Raw genomic sequence first — 21,742 nt, 5'->3', positions numbered from 1 at the left:
TGAAGCCGGCGGCGATTGGCTCGAAGCGGCGAGGAGCGGCAGCTTTTCGAATTCTCGCGGGCGCGTCCCTTTTACCCGCGCTTTTGAAAGCGGTTTCTGTCCTGCGACCCTATGAATCTCAAAAACTATTGACAGGGAAAAAGAGGAATGTTACGTTTACATTATCGTTAATGTTAACGTTCAATACTCGGCTCGCCGGGAATGCGGTTCTTCCGCCGCGACATCCCGGACCCGCAATTCGCCGCTAACGGAGGATGATGAACATGAGTCAAGCAGTCAATACGCCGCGGACGATGGCGATCCCGCTGTTCGTCGGGCAAGGGAAAATCGCATACGGAGAGAAGCCGGTTCCGGCTCCGGGCCCGGGCCAGCTGCTCCTGCAGGTGAAGGCCAACGCGCTGTGCGGCTCGGACCGCGGGCAATTTTACGACGGCAGCGCGACGACGCCCGGCCATGAAGCCGCCGGCATCGTCGTCGCGGCCGGCGAAGGCGCCAGCACGGCGCCCGGCACGCACGGCGTCGTGTTCCTGATGGATTTCTGCGGGGAATGCCGCAGCTGCAAGCTCGGTTTCACGAACCAATGCCTGAACAAGCGGGCGGATTACGGCTTCTCCCACGACGGCGGCTACGGCCCGTACATGGTCGTGAACGAGAACGTGTTCTTCCCGTTCGATCCGTCCATCCCGTTCGGCGAAGCGACGATGCTGCTCGACATCATGGGCACGGGCGGCCATGCGATCAAGCGCGCCAAGCTCGTGCATCCGGATATTCAATCCGTGCTGATCGGCGGCGCCGGCCCGATCGGCCTCGGCGTGCTCGCGATGGCGAAGCTGCTGCTCGGCGCCGAAACGCCGGTGTTCGTCATGGACTTCGTCCCGTACCGCCTCGAGCTGGCGCAGCGCATGGGCGCCATTCCGATCAACCTGGCCGAGGAGCAGGCGATCGAAGCCATCCGCGCGGCGGGCTTCGGCGGCATCGACGCCGCGGTCGACACGAGCGGCAAGACGGCCGGCCGGCACACGGCGCTGCACGCGCTGAACCAGCGGGGCGTGCTCGTCTGCGTCGGCCACGGCCAGGAGCTGAACCTGAACGTCTCGGGCGACCTGATCGCAACCGAACGCACCGTGCTCGGCAGCGAATATTTCCAATACGGCGAGCTGGAAGAGAATCACCGCTTGATTCTCGCGAACCTGCCCTACCTGTCCCAAATCATCACGCACCGGTTCGGCCTCGACCGGATTCAGGAAGCCTACGAGCTGTTCTTCCAAGGCGACACCGGAAAGGTGCTGATCGAGCAGTGAGCGCCGCGAACAAGCTGAAGGTCGCGCTGATCGGCGCCGGCGGATCCGCCGAGGCGATCGGATCGCCCGCGGGCTTCCGGTCGGCGGGCAGCTGGGGGATGCAGCACGCGCGGATCTGGTCGTCGCGGCCGGACGTGGATTTCTGCGCGATCGTCGGGCGGGACGAGGCGCGGACGCGGGCGAAGGCCGATCTGTTCGGCACGCGGGCCTATACGTCGATCGCGGACATGCTCGAACGGGAAACGCCGGATCTGGTCAGTCTTTGCCTGCCGAACCAAGGGCACTTCGACGCGACGCTGCAGGTGATCCGGGCCGGATTCCCGCTGCTCGTCGAGAAGCCGCTGGTCTTCGACCTTCGCGAAGCCGACGAACTGATGAACGAAGCCGCCAAGCGGGGCGTCTTCTTCGCGATCAACTTCAACCACCGCTACGCCAAGCCGGCGGAGCTGGCCAAAGCCGCGATCCTGGGCGGGCGGCTGGGCGACGTCACCTTCGCCTCCTGGCGGTTCGGCGGCGAGGGCGGGCCCGGCCACCCGCACGCCAACCTGATCGAGACGCAGTGCCACGGCATCGACATGCTGGAATATTTGTGCGGCCCGATCGAATCGGTCATGGCGGAGATGACGGACATGACGGGCGGCGGCTACCGCACGATGTCGCTCGCGCTGCGGTTCCGGAGCGGGGCGGTCGGCAGCCTCATCGGCACGTACGATTCGTCCTACGCGTACCCGGACACGCACCGCGTCGAGATCGACGGGACGCGCGGGCGCTCCGTCATTCACGACACGGTGAAGAAATACACGTATCACGCCGCGGGCAGCGAAATCGGCGAAAGCTGGGAAGCCGGTTACTTCAACGACGCCGACCGGGAATTCCACCGGACGTTCGACAAGCACGCCGACGCGGTGCTCGCGGCGCTGCGCGCCGGCGAAGCGCCGCCGGTCGGCGCCATGGCCGGCTACCGGGCGCTGCTCGTCGCCGACGCCGCGGTCCGTTCGTTCGAGAGCGGCCGGAGGGTCGCCGTCGGCGAGCGATAGGCAGGTTTGCTGCGCCGCCGAGGGATAGCGGACGCGAACGAGCGAGAGGAGAGCGGTACGCGCGATGAAGAAACTGTTTCTATCGGACATCGACGGGACGTTGATGAACAGCCGGAAGGAAATCCATGCCGAGGATATCGAGGCGATCCGGGAGGCCCACCGAAGCGGCGTCGCCGTCGGTCTCGCTTCCGGCCGCATGCACGCGGAGATCCGGCAGGTCATGGAGCTGCTCGAAGTGCCCTGCTACGCGATCTGCCAGAACGGCGCCGACCTCGTCGGCCCGGACGGCGAGACGCTGCGTTCGAACCGGTACGACGCCGAGCTCGCCTCGGCCGTCCGGGCCTTCACGGACCGGGAGGCATTCGTCCCCGTCGTCTGCGGCGCCGACGGCAATTACGTGACGGATTTGACGCCGCGGGCGGAGCAGGTCGGGAAGCGGTTCCTGACCCCGCTGCGCGAACGCGCGCGGCTTGCGGAGGAGATCGCGGACGGGCTGCCGATCACGAAGTTCTCCATCTACGGCAAGGTCCCGGCGCTGCGGGAGCTGCTCGAGCAGCTCCGGGCGCGATTCGGCGACCGGATCACGGCGTCGTTTTCCGACCCGGACGGGATCGACGTCATGCCCGGCCGCGTCGACAAGGGCACGGCCGCGGAGGCGCTCATGGCGCGGCTCGGCATCGGCCGGGCGGATGCCGCGTGCATCGGCGACTCGTTCAACGATTTGGCCATGTTCCGGGCATGCGCCCGCAGCGTGGCGATGTCCCACGCGCCCGAGCCGGTGCGGGACGCCGCGACGCATGCGGCCGATTCGGTCGCCGACGCGCTGCGGGACTGGCTTGCCGGCGCGTAACGCCGGCAAGCCGATTAACGACTGTAAAGGAGTGTTTCCGTTGTTCAGCCATACGACGCGGGCGCATATGCGCCCGACGACATACAAGCATCAGGCGGTCTTGAATCTCCCGGTCGCCTCCGTCCGCATCGACGATGCGTTCTGGGCTCCGAAGCTGGAGGTTCTGCAGCGCGTCACCGCGCACGACGTGCTGAACAAGTTCGAGCACGACGGCGCGCTGCGCAATTTCGATTTCGCGGCCGAAGGGAGCGGCGGCTACCACAGCGGCGAGCCGTGGTTCGACGGCCTCGTCTACGAGACGATCCGCGGGATCTCGGATCTGCTCGCCGCGCGGGGGGACGAAGCGCTCGACCTGCGCCTCGACGGGATCATCGCCAAGATCGCCCGCGCGCAGGACGCCGTCGGCGACGGCTATCTGAACACGTATACGCTGCTCGACCGTCCGGACCAACGCTGGGCCGACAACGGCGGCAACCTGCGCTGGCAGCACGACGTGTACAACGCGGGGTGCCTGATCGAAGCCGGCGTCCATCATTACCGCGCGACGGGCAAGACGTCGCTGCTCGCCGTCGCCGTGAAGTTCGCCAACCACATGAGCGGCCTGATGGGACCTCCGCCGAAGCGCAATATCGTGCCGGCGCATTCGCTGCCGGAGGAAGCGGTGCTGAAGCTGCACCAGTTGGCGCTCGACGAGCCCGGGCTCGCGGCGAAGCTGAAGCTGCCGTTCGAGGCGGCCGATTACTTGGCGCTGGCTTCGTTCTGGATTCATAACCGGGGCAACCATGAAGGCAGGGTCTCCCACGACGGCGAATATGCCCAGGACCACAAGCCGGTGTTGGAGCAGGACGAAGCGGTCGGGCACGCGGTGCGCGCGACGCTGCTGTATGCGGGGCTCACCGCACTGTACCTGTCGACAGGCGAAGCGGCGTATCTCGGGACGGCCAAGACGCTGTGGGACGACATCGCCTATCGCAAGTCGCATATTACCGGCGGCGTCGGCGCGATTCATCACGACGAGAAATTCGGCGGCGCGTACGAGCTGCCCGACAACGGCTACCTGGAGACGTGCGCGGCCGCCGGCATGGGCTTCTTCAGCTGGAACCTGTTCCTCGCGACGGGGGAGAGCCGTTACATCGACAAGCTGGAGACGATTCTCTACAATATCGTGCTGGCCGGGCGGTCCTTGGACGGGCACAAATATTTCTACGAGAATCCGCTCGTCAGCGACGGCGGGCACAACCGGTGGGAGTGGCATCCATGCCCGTGCTGCCCGCCGATGATCCTGAAGCTGCTGCCGGAAATCGCTTCGTACATCTACGCGTACGACGGCAAGGGCGCGTACGTCAATCTGTTCGTCGCGAGCGAGGGCGAATTCGCGATCGGGGACGTGCCGGTCCGGCTGAAGCAGCAGACCGGCTACCCGTGGACGGGATCCGTCGGCATCGCGGTCATGCCGGAACGGGAGGCGCGCTTTGCCGTGCGCATCCGGATTCCCGAATGGTGCGGGCGGTACGCGCTTACCGTCAACGGCCAGGCGGCCGCCCATGAGCTGGCGAACGGCTATGCCGTCCTCGATCGGACGTGGGGCGCGGACGACGTCGTCCGCTTCGACCTCGAGCTGTCCGTGGACTTGATCGAGGCGCACCCGAAGGTGACGACGCACGCGAACCGCGCGGCCATCCGCCGGGGACCGATGCTGTACTGCCTGGAGTCGACGGACAACGAAAGGTACCAGGGCGAAACGGTGCGCTACGCGCGCGAAGCGTTGGACAAGGACACGCGCCTGAACCGCTGGCTGCCGGACGTCCCCGTCTTCGAAACGGAGCATGATCCCGCGTTCTTGGGCGGCGCCGTCCTCGTCCGGACGGCGGACGAGAACGGCCGCCCGCTGACGGCCATTCCGTATCCGTACTGGAATAACCGTTCCCGCGGCACGATGGACGTCTGGCTCGGGCACGGCCATCCGGCCGACGAGGCGGGCTGGGAGAACAAGCTGTACCGGAAAATCGCGCGCGATTGACCGCGATGGAAGCGCCCGGAGGAAGAGCCGGCCGCGAACGGCGAATCGCCCCCACCGAACGGTGGGGGCGATTCGCTTTTGTCCGCTTCAGGAACCTAAATCATGCGGAACTTGCGCGCGGCGCCGAGCGCGAAGAACGATTACTTGGCGTACATCTCGTCGGACGTCTTGACCGGAGCGAGCGTTACGCCGCCGGTATTGAAGATGGAATCGTCGGCCGGGACGTACCGGTATTCTTCCGTATCGATGCTGAAGAGCTTGTACGTTCCGGTGGAGTCCTCGTACAGCTCTTCCTTGACCGGGAAGCCGGATTGCGGATCGAGGTACGCGATGTATTGCATATTGGCCTGCGTGCCGTCGTCGAGCGTGGATTGATAGCTGTTCATGAGCTTGTTCAGCGTTTTCCCGTCTTTCGTTTCGGTGCCGACCGACGTCCAATAGGAAGCTTGGTACGTTTGCTTGACGGCGCTGAAATCCAGGCTCTTTTGATCGAGCGGCTCGAACGGCTTCGCATCGTCGGCCCGCTTGAGCAGCTTGCCGCCGACGGGATCGCCGTTTTGGTTCCGCTGAATCGCGACCAGCTCGCTGCGGCCGTTCAGGAAGTAGGTGCTGCGATAGCTGAGAAGCCGATGATCGGCCGAATACTCCTGCACGTCCGACCGGTAATCCTTCGTTTGCGGATCGTACCAGTGCTCCATGGTAAAGTTCTGGCTGCCGTTGGTCGTCGAATACACGGTCTTCCCGTATTGGATCGTACCTTGGGCGGCGTCCGCCGCTGCCGGCGCGTCGGCCGGCGCGGACGCCGTCATGACCGTGTTCTTCGGAATCGCGTCGCCGCCGCTTGCCGCGAAGGCGGTAATGGCGCCCAAGCTGCCGATGACCAGCGCCGACGCCAGGAGCGTGCCGGCGATTCGGTTGCTTCTGACTGCTTCGAGAAGTTTCATAGGATTACCTCCGGATAGGGGATTTGCGTAGCGGACTGCGCAGTTCCGACTCGCACCCTCAGTATAGATGCGCGATATTTCAGCAGGATCGGCAAGTTGTAAATTAGTTGTATGCTCCGGGCAAGCTGACGCGGACGACGGTGCCCTCGCCCGGGCGGCTCCGGATGGTCAGCCCGCCTTCGTGCAGCCGGACGATTTCGGAACAGATCGCCAGGCCCAATCCGGCGCCGCGGCTCGTCCGCGAACGGGCCCGGTCCGCCGTATAAAACGGCTCGAAGACGTTATCGATATCCGGTTCGGGGATCCCGACTCCCTCGTCTCGCACTTCGATGACGTAGCGGCCGCCTTCCGCCCGGTACCCGCGCAACCCGATGCCGCTTCCGGCCCGCGAGGCTTTCACGGCGTTGTCGATCAGGTTCGTGCACAGGATATGGAGCAAATCGCGTTCCATCGGCAGGCTCGCGGCTTCCGCGGACAGGGACAGGTTCACCCGGGCCTTGTCCAATTGCGGCTTCATCAATTGCGCCGTCTCTTCGAACAGCGGCCGGATCTCCCCGACGTTCAGGCCGGGCCGTCGATTTTCGACGAGGATCAGGTCCATGAGCTTGAAGGCGAGGCTCTCCAGCCGTTTGCCCTCGCCATAAATATAGTTCAAGGACCGGTAAAACACGTCCTCGTTGAACGTCGTCGTCCGGAGCAGGTCGGCGTAGCCGATGATCGACGTGAGCGGCGTCTTCAATTCATGCGTCAAGTAGTGGATGAACCGCTGCTTGTTCTCGGCGGCCGTCTCCAGCGCGCGGACGTTCTCCTCGACCGCCGCGGCCATGGTGTTGAACTGTTCCGCGAGCAGGCCGATCTCGTCCTTGGACAGCACGGTGACGCGATGCGCGTACCTGCCCGAAGCGATCGTCCGCGCGGATTCGCCGAGCAGGCGGACGGAGCGGGTGAGGAACCAGATGAGGCCGTACAGGCCGGCGGCCAGCACGACGGCGATGACGAGGTTGAGCCGGATGAAATTGCGGATCTGCGCGTGCTTATCCGCGTAAAGGCTCGTTAAATCCAGCCGGTACGTGAGCTTGAAGCCGCGGGCGCCCAAGTCGAGGGCCACGGAGACGAACAAGACGCTCTTCGGGCCGATGTTCCGGATGATGTAGTTGCGGTCGGCGGGATGCCCGATGGCCAGCTCGGGTCTCGGGCCGGCGATCGCGTCGGGGAAATCGGTAAAAACCGTTCGACCCCGGTCGTCCTTGACCTCGATGGATACGCTGCCGGGATCGAAGGACTTCAGGTACTTCGGCGCGTTGCGGTTCAGAAAGCCGCCGGGGTCCTCTTCGGCGCCATGCAGAAGCCGATTCAAATTGGCGATATACGACCAGTCCGTCTCGATCTGCGCGGCGATCAGCTGCTGGTCCGCCAGCCCGCGGTCGACTTCCCTGACCAGGTTCCGGTTGAAATTATGCCGGATCAAGTAGAAGGAAGAGGCGTTGTACAGCAGCTCGAACAGGAGGAAGGTGCACCAGAACGCTTTTTGCCAGAGCTTCATGGGGCAACCTCGAGCCGGTAACCGAATTTGTAGACGGTTTTGATCCGGTCTTCCCAGCCCAGCTTCTTGCGGATCTTCTGGATATGAATGTCGACGGTCCTCGTCTCGCCGAGATACTCGTAGCCCCAGACGAGCTCCAGGATCTTGTCCCGGGACAGGGCTTTGTTGCGGTTGTTGAGAAGGAGCCGGAACAGCTCGTATTCCTTCATCGTCAATTCGACGGGGACGCCGTCCCGCTTGACCGTGCGCTCCGCCAGGTGGATTTCGAGTCCCCCGATGTCCGTCCGGTCGCTTGTCCTGCCGTACCGGCGAAGCACCGCCTCGATTCTGGCGAGCAGCTCCATCGCTTCGAACGGCTTGACGATGTAGTCGTCGGCTCCCATTCTCAGGCCTTTCACCCGATCGGCCAAGGCATTCCGGGCCGTCAGGAAAATGACCGGCACTTCGCCGCGCTTGAACCGGTCGAGCAGCTCGTACCCCTCCATGTCGGGGAGCGCGATATCCAGCAGCGCCAGATCGGGCGCAAACTCCGCGAGCGCGCGCTGCGCCTCTTGCCCGCTGTACGCCTGCCGGCACTCGTAACCGGCGAATTCCAGATTCAGCCGGATCAGATCGGAAATCGCCGGGTCGTCTTCGATGATGATGAGTTTTTTCATTCGGATACCTCGCCGCTATTCTTTGTTCTCTCGATGATAGAGGAAAATGTACAGCAATCCGTCTCCAAGTTGTAAATAAGTTGTAATATCCTTCGCGCGGCCATGGCGGATGCAAGCGGGGCGGCTCTAAAGTGCCGAAGACCCGGGAGGTCCTTCCGGCGCGGGCGTTTCATTGAAAGAACGAACCGGACGGGCGCCGGAGTTCCGGCCGCGTCCAAACCGGGATTAAATGGCGGTTGGGTTGAATAAGCTTGGCCGGGCAGAACAACCTTTTCGGCGGCGCTCCCGGTCATCCCGGCCGGACGGCCGGCGTCGTTTGCGCACTGGGCGAGTGTCGCGGTTCGCGGGGGTCGGGCATAGGATATCGGAGTAGACATTTTGCTATCGGAGGAACAAGCATATGACATTCGATACGTTGCCGCCTCATGTGCGCGCGATTCAACGCGGCTTGCTCGGAGGCGGGTTTCCGGGCGGAGGCGCGCTCGGAAGCATGCTGGGGGGCGGCGGTTTGTTGGGCGGCATGCTGGGAGGGGGCGGCAAAGGCGGACTGCTCGGCAGCATGCTCGGCGGCGGCTCCAAAGGCGGACTTCTGGGCAGCATGCTAAGCGGCTATCCGAAGGGCGGGATGTTCGGGTCCATGCTGGGCGGCTTTCCGAAGGGCGGCATGTTCGGCGGCATGCCGGGGGGCGGCTTCCCCGGCGGCGGATTTCCGGGCGGGGGCCAAGGAGGCGGCTTCGGCGGGGGCCAAGGGCAGGGCTTCGGCGCGTTCGGCGGGGGATTTCCCGGCGGCTTCGGCGGGGGATTTCCCGGCGGCGGCCCGGGCGGCGGCTTCCAAGGGCAGGGCGGCGGCATGCTCGGCGTCGGCTTTCCGGGAGGGGGATTCCCAGGCGGGGGCCAAGGAGGCGGCTTCGGCGGGTTTCCGGGCCAGGGCTTCGGCGCGTTCGGCGGCGGGGTCCCGGGAGCCGGAGTTCCGGGCGGCCCGTTCGGCGGCATGCCGGGTCAAGGCTTCGGCGGAGGGGGCTTCCACGGCGCCCCGGGCGCCGGCTTCGGAGGCGGGTTTCCGGGAATGGGAGCCCCGGGCGGCGCGTTCGGCGGCGGGTTCCCGGGTCAAGGCTTCGGCGGAGGGGGCTTCCCCGGCGCCCCGGGCGCCGGCTTCGGAGGCGGCTTTCCGGGGACGGGGGTTCCGGGCGGTTCGTTCGGCGGCGGGTTCCCGGGTCAAGGGTTCGGCGGAGGCGGCTTCCCCGGCGCCCCGGGAGGCGCGTTCGGAAGCGGCATGCCGGGAGCGGGAACAGGCGCGTTCGGCGGCGGTTTCCCGAACGCCGGCTTGCAAAACAGCGGCATCCCCGGTTGGGGCTAGCCGGAAGGCGGCTTATCGCGCGGCGTTCATTTCTCATCGCGGCGCCGGCGGCTGCGTCGTCGCCCATCGCAACGTCCCTTTGCCATGCGCAAAGGGACGTTTGTTCATGGAGCGGGACGAAGCTTGGCGCTGCCGGCGGTTCTTTTCTCCCTGGCGTGCAGGAAATGCATGACGGAATGCGAATGAATAACAGGGAGGCGAGGAATGTCGTCCGAAGGCGGCAGCGTGCGATAACGGCAAGAGGGCGGCTCGGACGACGGGAAGTCGAGGGCGGCAATCCAAAACTGTAAGGGCTTTCAGCGGCCGGGCGGGACAAGCCCGGCGCGTTCGACGTCGAACAGGAGGATGGGCATGGGGCAATCGGAACGAAAACGGACGGCGCTGGTCACGGGGGCGAGCATGGGCATCGGCAGAGGCGTCGCGCTGCTGCTGGCTTCCCGCGGCTACGATCTCGCCATCGGCCATTACGCGGAGCCGGCGGAGGCGGAGGAGACGGCCGAGCGCATCCGGCGGGAATACGGCCGGGCCTGCCATGTGTTTCAGGGCGACTTGGCGGAGCCGGACATGCCGGCCCGGCTCGCCGCGTTTGCGGAGGAGATGCTCGCCGGCATCGACGTGCTGGTGAACAACGCGGGCTTGGTGCGGTTCAAGCCGATAACCGAGCTCGACCCCGCGGAGATGGACCGGGTCTACGCGATCAATTTCCGCGCGCCGATGGTGCTGATGCACGCGGTCGCGAAGGGGATGACGGCGCGCGGCGCCCGGGGCGCGATCGTCAACGTCACGTCGTCGCGGGCCGAACGCGCCTACCCGGGCGACGCGGTCTACGGCGGCCTGAAGGCGGCGCTGACGCGCGCCTCGCAGTCGGTCGCGCTCGATCTCGCCCCCCGCGGCATCCGCGTCAACTGCGTCGCGCCGGGCGCGACCGCGGTGCGCGACGATCCGCGCTGGGAACCGGGCTACGCCGAGCTCGGCGGCAAGATCCCGCTCGGCCGCATGGGACGGCCGGCGGACGTCGCCGAAGCCGTCGCCTGGCTCGCTTCGGAGGAAGCGGGCTACGTCACCGGCGCCGCGATCCGCGTCGACGGCGGACTGATTTTGCCCGGCATGCCGGAACGCGGCGGCAGTCCGGGATGGAACGCGTGAGGCAGCACCATTTAGCGCATGAAGGAGAGGGATAGACGATGGCGAACGTGACGATTCGCGACGTCAAGACCATTTTGACGGCGCCGGAGGGCATCAATCTCGTCGTGGTGAAGATCGAAACGTCCGAGCCCGGGCTGTACGGGCTGGGCTGCGCGACGTTTACGCAGCGGTACTTGGCGGTCGCGACGGCGATCGAGGAATACCTGAAGCCGTTCCTGATCGGCAAGGATCCGCAGCGCATCGAGGACATTTGGCAGACCGCGATGGTCAGCTCGTACTGGCGCAACGGCCCGGTCCTGAACAACGCGCTGTCCGGGGTCGACATGGCCTTGTGGGACATCAAAGGAAAGCTCGCCGGACTGCCGGTGTACCAGCTGCTCGGGGGCAAATGCCGCGAAGGCGCGGCAATCTACCGCCACGCCGACGGCCGGGACGAGCGCGAAGTGGAAGAGAACGTGCGCAAGTACATGGAGCAGGGCATCCGTTACATCCGCTGCCAGATGGGCGGCTACGGCGGACGGGACCATAAGCTGCACCAGCCGGAGCAGCCGCTGCCGGGCGCGTATTTCGACCCGAAGGCGTATATGCGGAGCGTTCCGCGCCTGTTCGCGCACATCCGCGGCGCGGTCGGCGAGGAAGTCGAGCTGCTGCACGACATCCACGAGCGGCTCGTGCCGATCGAAGCGGTCCGGCTGGCCCGGGAGCTGGAGCCGTACCGGCTGTTCTTCCTGGAAGACCCGCTCGCGCCGGAGCAGCTTGACTGGTTCGAGACGCTGCGCGCCCAGACGGCGACGTCGATCGCCATGGGCGAGCTGTTCACGCATCCGCGCGAATGGACGCCGCTGATCGCGAACCGGCTCATCGACTTCATCCGCTGCCATATCAGCGCGATCGGCGGCTTGACGCCCGCGAAGAAGCTCGCGTCCCTGTGCGAGGCGTTCAGCGTGCGCACCGCTTGGCACGGCCCGGGCGACGTCTCGCCGGTCGGCCATGCGGCCAACCTGCATCTCGACGTCAGCTCGATCAATTTCGGCGTCCAGGAATGGTACGGCTTCTCCGACCGGATCCGGGACGTGTTCCCGGGCTGTCCCGTGCTGCGGAACGGCTACGCGTACGTGAACGAAGCACCCGGCCTCGGCGTCGACATCGACGAGAAGAAGGCGGCCGACTATCCGTGCGACAACCGTCTGCCGGCCTGGACGCTCGCCCGCACGCCGGACGGCACCTCGGTCCGGCCGTAACGCCGCCGGCCCGCCGGCGCTCGCCGGCGCCTGTCGCAAATTCGCACGCCGTTGACATCAATTTGAAGTAAACTTCGCTTCGTCGATATGCTATGGTCAAGGTGTATCGCGAAAATGGCCTGTTAGTGATCATACTACTCATTCCTAGAAAGAAGGATCGGATCATGAGCAAAAACCTGCGTATCGGGATCATCGGAACCGGGGGCATCGCGAGAGCCCACGTCTCCGCGTACAAAAAGCTGCCTTACGTCGACATCGTCGGCGTCGCGGACGTCATTCCGGGCAAGGCGTCGGCCTTCGCCCAAGCGAACGAGCTGACGGAAGCGGCGGCGTTCGACACCCACACCGAGCTGCTCCGCATGGAGCTGGACGGCGTCAGCATCTGCACGCCGAACGTCTCCCACCATATTACGACGGTCGACTCGCTGCGCGCGGGCAAGAACGTGCTGCTCGAGAAGCCGATGTCCGTCACGCTTCAGGAAGGCATCGAGATGACGCAAGCGGCGAAGGAAAGCGGCAAAATGCTGACGCTGGGCTTCCAGCCGCGCTACGACCCGAACATGAAGCTGCTGCAAAAAATCGTGCAATCCGGACGCCTCGGCAACGTGTACTACGTCGAGACGGGCGGCGGACGCCGCCGCGGCATGCCGGGCGGAACGTTCATCAGCAAGACGCTCGCCGGCGCCGGCGCGATGGCCGACATCGGCTGCTACTCGCTCGACATGGCGCTGAACACGCTGGGCTACCCGCGCCCGCTGACGGTCTCGGCGTTCACGTCGAACCACTTCGGCTCCAACGCGCTGTACCATCCGGAAGCGAGCAAGTTCGAGGTCGAAGACTTCGGCGTGGCAATGGTCCGCTTCGAGAACGACCTCGTGCTGCAGTTCAAAATCTCCTGGGCGATGCACATGGACACGCTCGGCGCGACGATGTTCCTCGGCACGGACGCCGGCCTGAAGGTGACGCCGGCGGGCATCGGCCCGTGGTCGGGCGTATGGGACGGCTCGGTCGGCTCCATCACGCTGTACCACGACGAGTTCGGCGCCCACACGTCGACGCCGATTCCGATCATCGAGCATAAAATGAACCTGTTCGACCAAAAGGTGCACGATTTCGCCGAAGCGCTGCGCGACGGCCGTCCGGCACCGATCCCGGGCGACCAGATCCTCATCCAGCAGGCGATCATCGACGGGGTGCTCCGCTCGGCGGAAGCCCGCCGCGAAGTGTCGGTCGAGCTGCCTTACTAAGACGCGCACGGCTTCTTGTCTGCCGCAGTCCGGCGACATGCGCCGTTATATAATTCAGCCAAAGCTGCCGAAGCTTCTTCGGCGGCTTTGCCGTGTTTCGGGACGCTTTCGCCGGCGCAGGGAGACGGCGTTGCGGCCGAGACCGATCGTCTGCGGGCGCGCGGCCATATGACAAGCGGCAGAAAATCAGGAGCAGCGCGCCGCGAAGTCGCATCGCTTGCCTCGAAACGGCATGAATCGCGACGTACGGCTCGCACGACGGCGAAACGGAAGGCTCGTTGGGAGGTGGGACGGGCCGAATGCTTCTCGCCTAACGGCCGGACTCGCGCAAAGACGGACCGCCTCCGCAGTTTACCCCGGGTTTCTCGCTAGCTCGAGCTCCGCAAGAAGTCCTCAGCAGATCGCCTAGTTCGTAACAAGGGCAATCGTCATCTTCCCCTAATCGTTCAGCCCCCCGATGTGACATCCGAGGAGGTCGCATGACGGGCAAAATGAGGCTGCTTACATTTTTGAATCGTTTCGATAAGGACTATCTTTCGTCACCAATCCTTCCTGAATTCCTCCGGAAATTAAAGAAAATTTACCCAAATTCGGTATTGTAATCGCTTTATCGTTGGGCTATAGTAAATATTGTAATTTGAAACGTTTCAAAAACAAGATAGAGAATCAAGAGGCTCGAGAGGGGGCATCCATGGCTACGATCAAAGATGTCGCGAAACAAGCCGGCGTCTCCGTCTCGACGGTATCGTACGTGCTGAACAACGACCCGCGGGTCAGCGAGCAAACGAGACAGAAGGTGCTGTCCGTCGTCGACGCGCTCAATTACCGCCCGAACGCGACGGCACGGAACCTCAAGCGCCGGAAGACCGAGACGATCGCGCTGTTCGTGACGGGCTTCGGCGGTCCGTTCTTCAGCTCGGTCATCGAAGGGCTCCAGGAGGTCGTCGAATCGAACGGCTACGATCTTATCGCTTGCAGCACCGGCAACGATTCGTCGAGCCGCTTCCTTCAGGAGAAGCTGTTCGACGCCGCCGTCATTTTCGGTCCGACGATTCCGGACGAGCTGCTCGTGCAGATGGCCTCCAGCTCCTTTCCGATCGCGGTGATGGACCGGGAATTGAAGGCGGATCACGTGCACCAGGTCTTGATTAACAACGTGCAAGGCGCGTATAACGCGACCAAGCATCTGGCCGGGCTCGGCTACCGGACGATCGGCTACCTGAGCGGAGGCGTCAACTCCTACAACAACCAGAAGCGGTTCGAAGGCTATAAGAGCGCGCTCGAGGACGCGGGGCTGCCGTTCCGGATCGCGTACACGGCCCAAGGGCATTTCACCGAGCAAGGCGGGTATCAAGCGACCCGGTCGTTGATCATGAGCGGCAAGGTGCCGGAAGCGATTTTCTCCGCCAACGACGAGATGGCGATCGGCTGCATGCAAGCGCTGACGGAGGCCGGCTACAAGGTGCCGGAAGACGTCGCGATCGTAGGCTTCGACGATCTTCGGCTGTCGTCGTACGTCCGTCCCGCGTTGACGACGATCAAGCATCCGATGCGCGAATGGGGCTCCATCGTGACGCACACGATTTTCCAAGCGCTGCACGACGGTCTGGACGAGCCCAAGAAAATCATGCTCGACACCGAGCTTGTCGTTCGGGAGTCGTGCGGCGTACGGCTGACGAAGACGGTTTCGAATTAAATCGCGGTCCGTGAGGGACGAACGGGCGCCGGCGCGATCGGCGAGGGCCCGTTATTGCCAAGAATGATTACGCTTACATTTTGGCTGCCGGCATGCCGGCAGGCGAATTAACCATTACCGGGCAGCGAATGCCCGCGATAACAGGGGGAAACGGCGATGAAAAAATCGGTTGGCACGGTACTCACGACCGTTCTGCTGGCAGGCTTGTTGGCCGGCTGCGGCGGCAACGCGAACGGCGGCGATGCCGCGAATACGGGAGGGAACGGGGCGAATTCGAGCGGGAACGCCGCGAATGCGGGCGGGAACGCCGCGAACGGCGCCAATGCCGCAGGCGCAGGCGACGACGCCGGCAATGCGAACGCCGGCGCGGCGGGCAATGCCGGTACGAACGCGGAAGCGGGCGGCGGCGCTTCGGGCGAGCCCGTCACGCTGAAGTTCGCGACGTGGAGCGATCCCGTCGTCGAGCAGAAGAAGATCGACGCCTTCATGAAATCCCATCCGAACATCAAAATCGAAATCGACAAATCCGTCACCTGGCCGTGGGACGAGAAGCTGGGCGCGGCGGCCGCGGCGGGCAAGCTTCCGGACGTGTTCTTCGTGTTCAACGGGCCGGCGGACGTGGCGAACGGCTGGCTCGCGGACATGAAGCCGTACCTGGACGCGGATCCGGACTACAGCCCGGACAAGATTTTCAGCAACTTGAGCGAGACGGGGCAGTACAACGGCAAACAGTACATGCTGCCGCATCAAATGTTCATGACGGGCGTGCTCGTCAACGAGGACCTGTTCAACAAAGAAAACGTGCCGCTGCCGAAGAAAAACTGGACGACGAAAGAGTTCGAAGACATCGCGAAGAAGCTGACGAAGGTAAGCGACCACCAGTTCGGCGTGGAGAACATCGTCGGCGCCCGCGAAGCGTTCGTGCCGCAGTTCGACCCGTCGCTCGGCTGGCTGACCTACGACGGCACGAAGTTCAACTTCGACAATCCGGCGTTCTCCGACGCGATCCATTGGATCAACAACATCGTGTACAACGACAAAACGTCGGTGGACCTGTACGAGCGCGCGGAGCAGGACAAGTGGTACGGCAAGGACAAGAGCGGCTTCGTGGCCGGCAAGGTCGGCATGAAGATCGACGCCAACTGGGCGTTCGCCGATCTCGCGAAGAACGCGAAATTCAAGTGGGACTTCCTGCCGCTGCCGGCCGACAAGGGCCAGCGCGTGCCGATCGTGACGGACTACGTCGGCATGGCGGCGAACACGAAGCATCCGAAGGAAGCCTACGAATTCATCAAATGGCTGACGTTCTCGAAGGACGGCTGGATGCAGCGCATCAACGAAATCGAGAAGCCGATCCAGACGATGCCGCTGGTCAACGACCGCGACGTTTGGGACGCGTACCTGAAGACGACGTTCACGGCGCCGGGCATCAAGGACGTCATCTCCATGATCGGCGACGGCTTCGTCGACGGCTACAAGTGGCTGCCGGGCGACGCGGAGATCATCGATAAAGTGCTGAACCCGTACGATACGAAGAAGGACCTCGTGACGCTCAAAGTGAAGCCGGAAGACGTCGCGAAGGACATTCAGCAAAAAGCGACGGCGATCTTCGACAAGAACAAAACGCAAATCGACGCGGCGACGAAGTAACCGCGGGGCCGGCTCCTTTCTTTCGCGCGACGCGCGAGGAAGGAGCCTATCATTTGGCAGTAAAGGAGCACGCACATGAAAAGAAGGCTTGCAGCCGTCATGTTGATCGCGGCGACGCTGTCCGGCGTCGCCGCCTCGCCCGGCGCGCCGGCGTTCCCGTCCAAGGCTTACGCGGACGATGGAAACGGGAACGGCGCGGGCGGACAAGCGGACACCGACAACTCGGACGTGCTCGATGCCCTGTTCGGCGGTCCCTCGAAGAGCGGCCCCCAGACCGCGCAGCCTGGCGGGCAGGACGGGGCGCGGCGGCAGGAGGAAGGCGCCAGGCCGATCGTCGGCGACGATTACGCGGACGTTCTGAAGCGGTGGCGCGCGGACGGCGTGCGCGAAGTCGCCGGATTCCGCGCGGAGGTGGCGCCGGAGGCGTTCACCGTCGGCGGAAGCAAGGCGCCGCTGACGTCCGCGGCGGACAGCAAAGGCTACGGCGAGCCGGTCTTTCGGTGGGACGAGGGGACGTCCGAGGTCGCGTTTCATGTCCGGGTGCCGCAGGAAGGGCTTTATCAGGTGAGATTGGATTATTATCCGCTGTCGGACAAGGTGATCGACATCCAGCGCGGCATTCGGATCAACGGAGCTTACCCTTACTTTCAGGCGCGGCAGTTCGAGCTGCCGAAGTTTTGGAAAAACGGCGCCTATCCGTTCGCGCAGGATTTGCTCGGCAACGACGTGCTGCCGGATCAGGTCATGCTGCCGGGCTGGCGCTCGCGGGACGTGCAAGCGCCGGCGTCGGCGGACGACCTGCCGCTGCTGTTCCGGTTTCGCGCGGGCGACAACGTCGTGGCGCTGCCGTTCGTCAGCGAGCCGGCGCTGCTCGGAAATATCGCCGTCGAAAGCGCGCCGCCGCTTCCGGCCTACGCCGATTACCGCGGCGCGTCCGGGAACGAGGCGCCCGCGTACCTGGGCGCGGTGGAAGCGGAGGACATCGCGATGAAGAACGAGCCGTTCATTCGCGCCCAGGCGGACGGCAACCCGTCCGCGGTGCCGTTCAGCAGCAAGCGGCTGCGCCTGAACGCGCTCGGCGGCGACTCCTGGCAGGTCGGCGGGCAAAGCGTGACGTGGACGTTCCGGGTGCCGGAGGACGGCGATTACCGTCTCGCGTTCAAGTATAAGCAGGACCCGATCACGAGCGACTCGGGCACCGACATGCCCGTGTACCGTTCGCTCCGCCTCGATGGCGCCGTGCCGTTCCGGGAAGCGCTCGAGGTCGCGTTTCCGTACGCGGACGGCTGGACCAACCGGGCGGCGTCGGGCAAGGACGGCGAGCCGTACCGGTTCCGTCTGACGAAGGGCGAGCACACGCTGACGCTGACCGCCGATGATGCGCCGTTCCGCGAGACGATCCGCGCGATTCAGGATGCGATGCAGGGCGTCAACGACTTCGTCATCGAGCTGAAGATGGCGACGGGCAACGGGCAGGACGCGAACCGGGACTGGGACCTGACGGACCAAATCCCGGACGCGTCCGAGCGGCTGTCGCGGTACGCCGACCTGCTCGAGAAGCGCAACGCCGAGCTGATGGCGCTCGTCGGCAAGACGACGGACGCGTCGAAATCGCTCGTCATCTCCGCGCGCGTTCTGCGCGCGCTCGCCAAGGATCCGAACGAAATTCCGTACAAGACCGACCAGCTGTCCGGAGGCTCCAATTCCATCATGCAGCTGCTCGGCAAGACGCTGGCGAAGCTGCCGAACCAGCCGCTGACGCTCGACCGGTTCTACGTCTACTCCGGCAAGGCGCTTCCGTCCGCGAAGGCAAGCTTCTTCGACCGGGCGAAATCGTACCTCTCCGTGTTCTTCGGCTCTTTCACGAAGGATTACGGCAAAATCAACGACAACGGAAACGACGCGCTGCAAGTCTGGGTCAACCGTCCGCGCCAATACGTGATGGCGATGCAGCAGCTGGCGAACGAAGACTTCACGAAGCGGACGGGCATCAAGGTGTCGTTTTCGCTCATGCCCGACGAGACCAAGCTCATCCTCGCGAACGCCGCGGGCAATTCGCCGGATGCCGCGCTCTCGATCAACACGACGACCCCGTTCAACCTCGCGGTGCGCGGGACGCTGACCGATCTGCGGCGGTTCCCGGACTTCGAGGACGTCATGAAGCGGTTCTCCCCGGGGACGATGCCGCCGTACCAGTTCGACGGCGGGACGTACGCGCTGCCGGAAACCCAGGATTTCTGGGTGCTGTTCTATCGCAAGGACATCATGGACGCCCTTCATTTGCCGGTGCCGGACACGATGGACGACGTGAAGAAGCTGCTCCCGGAGCTGCAGCGGTACGGCTTGAACTTCTACGATCCGCTCGCGCAGACCGGCGGCAACAAGCAGATCTGGCTGACGTCGCCGTTCATCTTCCAGCACGGCGGCGAACTGTTCTCGGAGGACGGCGGCAAGACGGCCATAGACGGCGAGCAGGCGATCGCGGGCATCAAGGAAATGACCGACCTGTTCACCGTCTACAATCTGCCGCTCAACGTGCCGAACTTTTATAACCACTTCCGCGACGGCAGCTTGCCGATCGGCATCTCGAATTTCACGACGTACATCCAGCTGACGTCGGCGGCCCCGGAAATCAGCGGCTTGTGGAAAATCGCGCCGATGCCCGGCGTGAAGAACGAAGACGGCACGGTGGAGCGATGGGCGGCGGGAACGGCGCAGACGTCGATGATCTTCAAGAACAGCCCGAAGCAGCAGCAAGCGTGGGAACTGCTGAAATGGTGGACCTCCGCCGCGACGCAGGAGCAGTTCGGCAACCGGATGCAGACGGTCTACGGGCCGACCTTCATGTGGAACACGGCAAACCTGGACGCCTTCCGGGAGATGGCCTGGCCGGCCGACGATATCAAGGTCGTGCGGGAACAGTGGAAGTGGCTGAAGGATACGCCGCATATTCCGGGCGATTACATGCTCGAGCGGCAGCTCAGCGACGCCTGGAACAAAATCGTGTTCAATGGCGTCAATCCGCGGCGCGCCATCGAGGACGCGACGATCTTGACCAATCGCGAGCTCGCGAAAAAGCTCGAGGAATTCGGGTACATGAAGAACGGCGCCTGGGTGAAGAAGCTTCAGGTTCCGGAGCTCCCCGGCGCGGAAAGGCGGGATGACCAGTGAGCCAATCCACCCTTGCCCGGGCAAGCGCCGACGCCGGCGCCCGGCCGGCCGCGAAGAAAACGATGAAGCGCTCGGCGCGGGAGGAGCTGTCGGCCTATCTGTTCCTCGGCCCGTTCCTGATTCTGTTCACGCTCTTCATCATCGTTCCGGTCGGGGCGGCGATCGTGCTCTCCTTCACGTACTTCAACACGGTGCAGCGGCCTTCGTTCATCGGCCTGCAAAACTACGTGAATCTCTTGACCCAGGACAGCGAATTCATGATGTACGTCCTGCCGAATACGATCAAGTTTGCCCTGCTCGTCGGCCCCGGCGGCTACCTGCTGTCCTTCTGGCTGGCGTGGCTGCTGTCGCAGGTCTCGCGGAAGCCGCGGACCGTGCTGGCGCTCGTGTTGTATTCGCCGTCCATGACGGCCGGCGTGGCGATGACGGTCATCTGGCTCACGCTGTTCAGCGGCGACGGCGCGGGCTATCTGAACGCGACGCTGCTAAAGCTGGGCGTCATCCATCAGCCGATTCAATGGACGCAATCGCCGCATTATCTGATGCCGATCATGGTGATCGCCACGCTCTGGAACAGCATGGGCGTCGGCTTCCTCGCGATGCTGGCCGGCATTTTGAACATCAACAAGGAGATGTACGAGGCCGGGTATATCGACGGCATCCGGAACCGGCTGCAGGAGGTATGGTACATCACGATTCCGTCGATGAAGCCGCAGATGCTGTTCGGCGCGGTCATGGCGGTCGTCGGCACGTTCCAGGCCGGCGAAATCGGCGTTCAGCTGTCGGGCACGAATCCGACCCCGCAATATTCGGGGCAGCTGCTGATCAACCATATCGCCGACTACGGCTTTATCCGGTACGACATGGGGTACGCCTCCGCCGTCTCGGTCGTGCTGCTGCTGATCATTTACGGCTTCTCCAAGCTGGCCTGGCGGCTGTTCGGCGAGAAGGACTGAGGGGGCGGCGATGGCCGCGAATCGACTAATACGAGTAAGAAGGTGGTCCGGTGGCATCCTTTCACGGCAATAAAATCAATCCGAGCCGCTTCGGCTTCGGACAGCTGAAATTTTACGCGGTCCTGGTGCCGCTGGGCTTCGTCATGATCCTGCCGATCGTCTTCATGTTTTCGCAGGCGCTGAAACCGCTGGACGAGCTGTTCCTGTTTCCGCCGACGTTTCTCGTGCGCAAGCCGACCTTCGAGAATCTCTCCTCGCTGCTTAGCCTGAAGGACATGAGCGTCATTCCGGTGACGAAGTACCTATTCAATAGCATCGTCGTGTCGGGCGTCGTCGTGTCCCTCTCGCTGCTGACGAGCGCGATGGCGGGCTACGCGCTGTCGAAGAAGCGGTTCCGGCTGCGCAAGGTCATCTTCGAGATCAATACGATCGCGCTCATGTTCGTCCCGGCGGCGGTGACGATTCCCCGGTACTTGATCATCGAGAAGCTCGGGCTGATCAATACCTACTGGGGGCACATGCTCCCGCTGCTCGCGCTGCCCGTCGGCGTGTTCCTGGTCAAGCAGTTCGTAGACCAGATTCCGAACGAGCTGCTGGAGGCGGCGGCGATGGACGGCGCGCGGGACCGGTACGTGTTCGCGCGGATCGTCCTGCCGCTGATCGCGCCGGCCATGGCCACCGTGGCGATCTTGGCGTTCCAGACGGTGTGGAACAACGCGGAGACGTCGAGCTTGTATATGAGCAAGGAGACGCTGAAGACGTTCGCGTTCTATATGACGACGCTCAGCTCGACGGTCGGCAACAACGTGGCCGGCCAAGGGGCGGCTGCGGCCGCCGCGCTTATCATGTTCATTCCGAATTTGATCATCTTCATCTTCATGCAGAGCAAAGTCATGGACACGATGGCGCACTCGGGGCTGAAGTAGG

Annotated in this window: 16 protein-coding genes; 13 read left to right on the top strand and 3 right to left on the bottom strand. The window is 64.1% G+C overall.

From position 1 onward, the window contains the following. The first annotated feature begins 263 nt into the window (after positions 1–263). The 4 genes from BMZ79_RS27825 (at position 264) to BMZ79_RS27810 (ending at position 5,208) form a co-directional block, all read left to right on the top strand. Positions 264–1,301: a zinc-dependent alcohol dehydrogenase family protein gene (locus BMZ79_RS27825; protein WP_090646860.1), complete on the top strand. Its 1,038-nt coding sequence runs from the start codon at positions 264–266 to the stop codon at positions 1,299–1,301. Then, a complete protein-coding gene (locus BMZ79_RS27820; protein ID WP_090646859.1) occupies positions 1,298–2,338 on the top strand; it encodes a Gfo/Idh/MocA family protein in 1,041 nt (346 codons plus the stop codon). Before BMZ79_RS27825 ends, BMZ79_RS27820 begins: the two co-directional genes overlap by 4 nt. Positions 2,339–2,402: 64 nt before the next feature. Next, positions 2,403–3,188, top strand: a complete 786-nt coding sequence (locus BMZ79_RS27815) for an HAD family hydrolase (RefSeq protein WP_090646856.1) — start codon at positions 2,403–2,405, stop codon at positions 3,186–3,188. Positions 3,189–3,255: 67 nt separating this feature from the next. Continuing rightward, a complete protein-coding gene (locus tag BMZ79_RS27810; RefSeq protein ID WP_218154814.1) occupies positions 3,256–5,208 on the top strand; it encodes a glycoside hydrolase family 127 protein in 1,953 nt (650 codons plus the stop codon). 140 nt (positions 5,209–5,348) lie between these two features. Here the strand turns inward: BMZ79_RS27810 and BMZ79_RS27805 are convergent, their stop codons facing one another. The 3 genes from BMZ79_RS27805 to BMZ79_RS27795 all read right to left on the bottom strand — a co-directional run bounded on the left by BMZ79_RS27805 (position 5,349) and on the right by BMZ79_RS27795 (position 8,351). Then, a complete protein-coding gene (locus tag BMZ79_RS27805) occupies positions 5,349–6,152 on the bottom strand; it encodes a hypothetical protein (protein WP_090646851.1) in 804 nt (267 codons plus the stop codon). 103 nt (positions 6,153–6,255) lie between these two features. Then, positions 6,256–7,695, bottom strand: a complete 1,440-nt coding sequence (locus BMZ79_RS27800) for a sensor histidine kinase (RefSeq protein WP_090646848.1) — start codon at positions 7,693–7,695, stop codon at positions 6,256–6,258. After that, positions 7,692–8,351 (bottom strand): response regulator transcription factor, encoded by a 660-nt coding sequence (locus tag BMZ79_RS27795; protein WP_090646846.1) that lies wholly within the window; start codon positions 8,349–8,351, stop codon positions 7,692–7,694. Before BMZ79_RS27795 ends, BMZ79_RS27800 begins: the two co-directional genes overlap by 4 nt. A 400-nt stretch (positions 8,352–8,751) precedes the next feature. Between BMZ79_RS27795 and BMZ79_RS34530 the strand changes: the two genes are divergently transcribed. The 9 genes from BMZ79_RS34530 (at position 8,752) to BMZ79_RS27745 (ending at position 21,741) form a co-directional block, all read left to right on the top strand. Beyond that, a complete protein-coding gene (locus BMZ79_RS34530) occupies positions 8,752–9,708 on the top strand; it encodes a hypothetical protein (protein WP_177222379.1) in 957 nt (318 codons plus the stop codon). Positions 9,709–10,059: 351 nt separating this feature from the next. Next, positions 10,060–10,854: an SDR family NAD(P)-dependent oxidoreductase gene (locus tag BMZ79_RS27780; protein WP_177222378.1), complete on the top strand. Its 795-nt coding sequence runs from the start codon at positions 10,060–10,062 to the stop codon at positions 10,852–10,854. A 38-nt stretch (positions 10,855–10,892) separates the two neighbouring features. Further along, entirely contained in the window at positions 10,893–12,095 is a 1,203-nt protein-coding gene (locus tag BMZ79_RS27775) for an enolase C-terminal domain-like protein (RefSeq protein ID WP_090646836.1), read from the top strand. A gap of 164 nt (positions 12,096–12,259) precedes the next feature. Next, positions 12,260–13,342 carry a Gfo/Idh/MocA family protein gene (locus BMZ79_RS27770; protein ID WP_090646833.1) on the top strand — a complete coding sequence of 361 codons (1,083 nt, stop codon included), beginning with the start codon at positions 12,260–12,262 and terminating at the stop codon, positions 13,340–13,342. Positions 13,343–14,033: 691 nt separating this feature from the next. Beyond that, the gene (locus BMZ79_RS27765; RefSeq protein ID WP_090646830.1) at positions 14,034–15,038 is read left to right on the top strand and encodes a LacI family DNA-binding transcriptional regulator; all 1,005 of its coding nucleotides are present in this window, start codon (positions 14,034–14,036) and stop codon (positions 15,036–15,038) included. Between the two features lie 156 nt (positions 15,039–15,194). After that, positions 15,195–16,688, top strand: coding sequence for an extracellular solute-binding protein (locus BMZ79_RS27760; RefSeq protein ID WP_090646828.1), 1,494 nt, complete (start codon positions 15,195–15,197; stop codon positions 16,686–16,688). 75 nt (positions 16,689–16,763) lie between these two features. Continuing rightward, complete coding sequence (locus tag BMZ79_RS27755) at positions 16,764–19,859, top strand: extracellular solute-binding protein (RefSeq protein WP_090646825.1); 3,096 nt, start codon at positions 16,764–16,766, stop codon at positions 19,857–19,859. 62 nt (positions 19,860–19,921) lie between these two features. Next, the gene (locus BMZ79_RS27750; protein WP_090647028.1) at positions 19,922–20,815 is read left to right on the top strand and encodes a carbohydrate ABC transporter permease; all 894 of its coding nucleotides are present in this window, start codon (positions 19,922–19,924) and stop codon (positions 20,813–20,815) included. 50 nt (positions 20,816–20,865) lie between these two features. After that, positions 20,866–21,741 (top strand): carbohydrate ABC transporter permease, encoded by an 876-nt coding sequence (locus tag BMZ79_RS27745; RefSeq protein ID WP_090646821.1) that lies wholly within the window; start codon positions 20,866–20,868, stop codon positions 21,739–21,741. The last annotated feature ends 1 nt before the right edge of the window (position 21,742 follow it).

This window comes from Paenibacillus sp. UNC496MF (assembly GCF_900113915.1).
Taxonomy (GTDB): domain Bacteria; phylum Bacillota; class Bacilli; order Paenibacillales; family Paenibacillaceae; genus Paenibacillus_Z; species Paenibacillus_Z artemisiicola.
Note: the sequence above shows the minus strand (reverse complement) of the source record. Positions and strands in the feature narration are given on the sequence as shown.

What these genes read in the sequence shown, in the direction of transcription:
- BMZ79_RS27825 (WP_090646860.1), top strand. Translation starts at nt 264, where the DNA reads ATGAGTCAAGCAGTCAATACGCCGCGGACGATGGCGATCCCGCTGTTC.
- BMZ79_RS27810 (WP_218154814.1), top strand. Translation starts at nt 3,256, where the DNA reads ATGCGCCCGACGACATACAAGCATCAGGCGGTCTTGAATCTCCCGGTC.
- BMZ79_RS27815 (WP_090646856.1), top strand. Translation starts at nt 2,403, where the DNA reads ATGAAGAAACTGTTTCTATCGGACATCGACGGGACGTTGATGAACAGC.
- BMZ79_RS34530 (WP_177222379.1), top strand. Translation starts at nt 8,752, where the DNA reads ATGACATTCGATACGTTGCCGCCTCATGTGCGCGCGATTCAACGCGGC.
- BMZ79_RS27780 (WP_177222378.1), top strand. Translation starts at nt 10,060, where the DNA reads ATGGGGCAATCGGAACGAAAACGGACGGCGCTGGTCACGGGGGCGAGC.
- BMZ79_RS27795 (WP_090646846.1), bottom strand. Translation starts at nt 8,351, where the DNA reads ATGAAAAAACTCATCATCATCGAAGACGACCCGGCGATTTCCGATCTG.
- BMZ79_RS27765 (WP_090646830.1), top strand. Translation starts at nt 14,034, where the DNA reads ATGGCTACGATCAAAGATGTCGCGAAACAAGCCGGCGTCTCCGTCTCG.
- BMZ79_RS27775 (WP_090646836.1), top strand. Translation starts at nt 10,893, where the DNA reads ATGGCGAACGTGACGATTCGCGACGTCAAGACCATTTTGACGGCGCCG.
- BMZ79_RS27755 (WP_090646825.1), top strand. Translation starts at nt 16,764, where the DNA reads ATGAAAAGAAGGCTTGCAGCCGTCATGTTGATCGCGGCGACGCTGTCC.
- BMZ79_RS27750 (WP_090647028.1), top strand. Translation starts at nt 19,922, where the DNA reads ATGAAGCGCTCGGCGCGGGAGGAGCTGTCGGCCTATCTGTTCCTCGGC.
- BMZ79_RS27760 (WP_090646828.1), top strand. Translation starts at nt 15,195, where the DNA reads ATGAAAAAATCGGTTGGCACGGTACTCACGACCGTTCTGCTGGCAGGC.
- BMZ79_RS27800 (WP_090646848.1), bottom strand. Translation starts at nt 7,695, where the DNA reads ATGAAGCTCTGGCAAAAAGCGTTCTGGTGCACCTTCCTCCTGTTCGAG.
- BMZ79_RS27805 (WP_090646851.1), bottom strand. Translation starts at nt 6,152, where the DNA reads ATGAAACTTCTCGAAGCAGTCAGAAGCAACCGAATCGCCGGCACGCTC.
- BMZ79_RS27770 (WP_090646833.1), top strand. Translation starts at nt 12,260, where the DNA reads ATGAGCAAAAACCTGCGTATCGGGATCATCGGAACCGGGGGCATCGCG.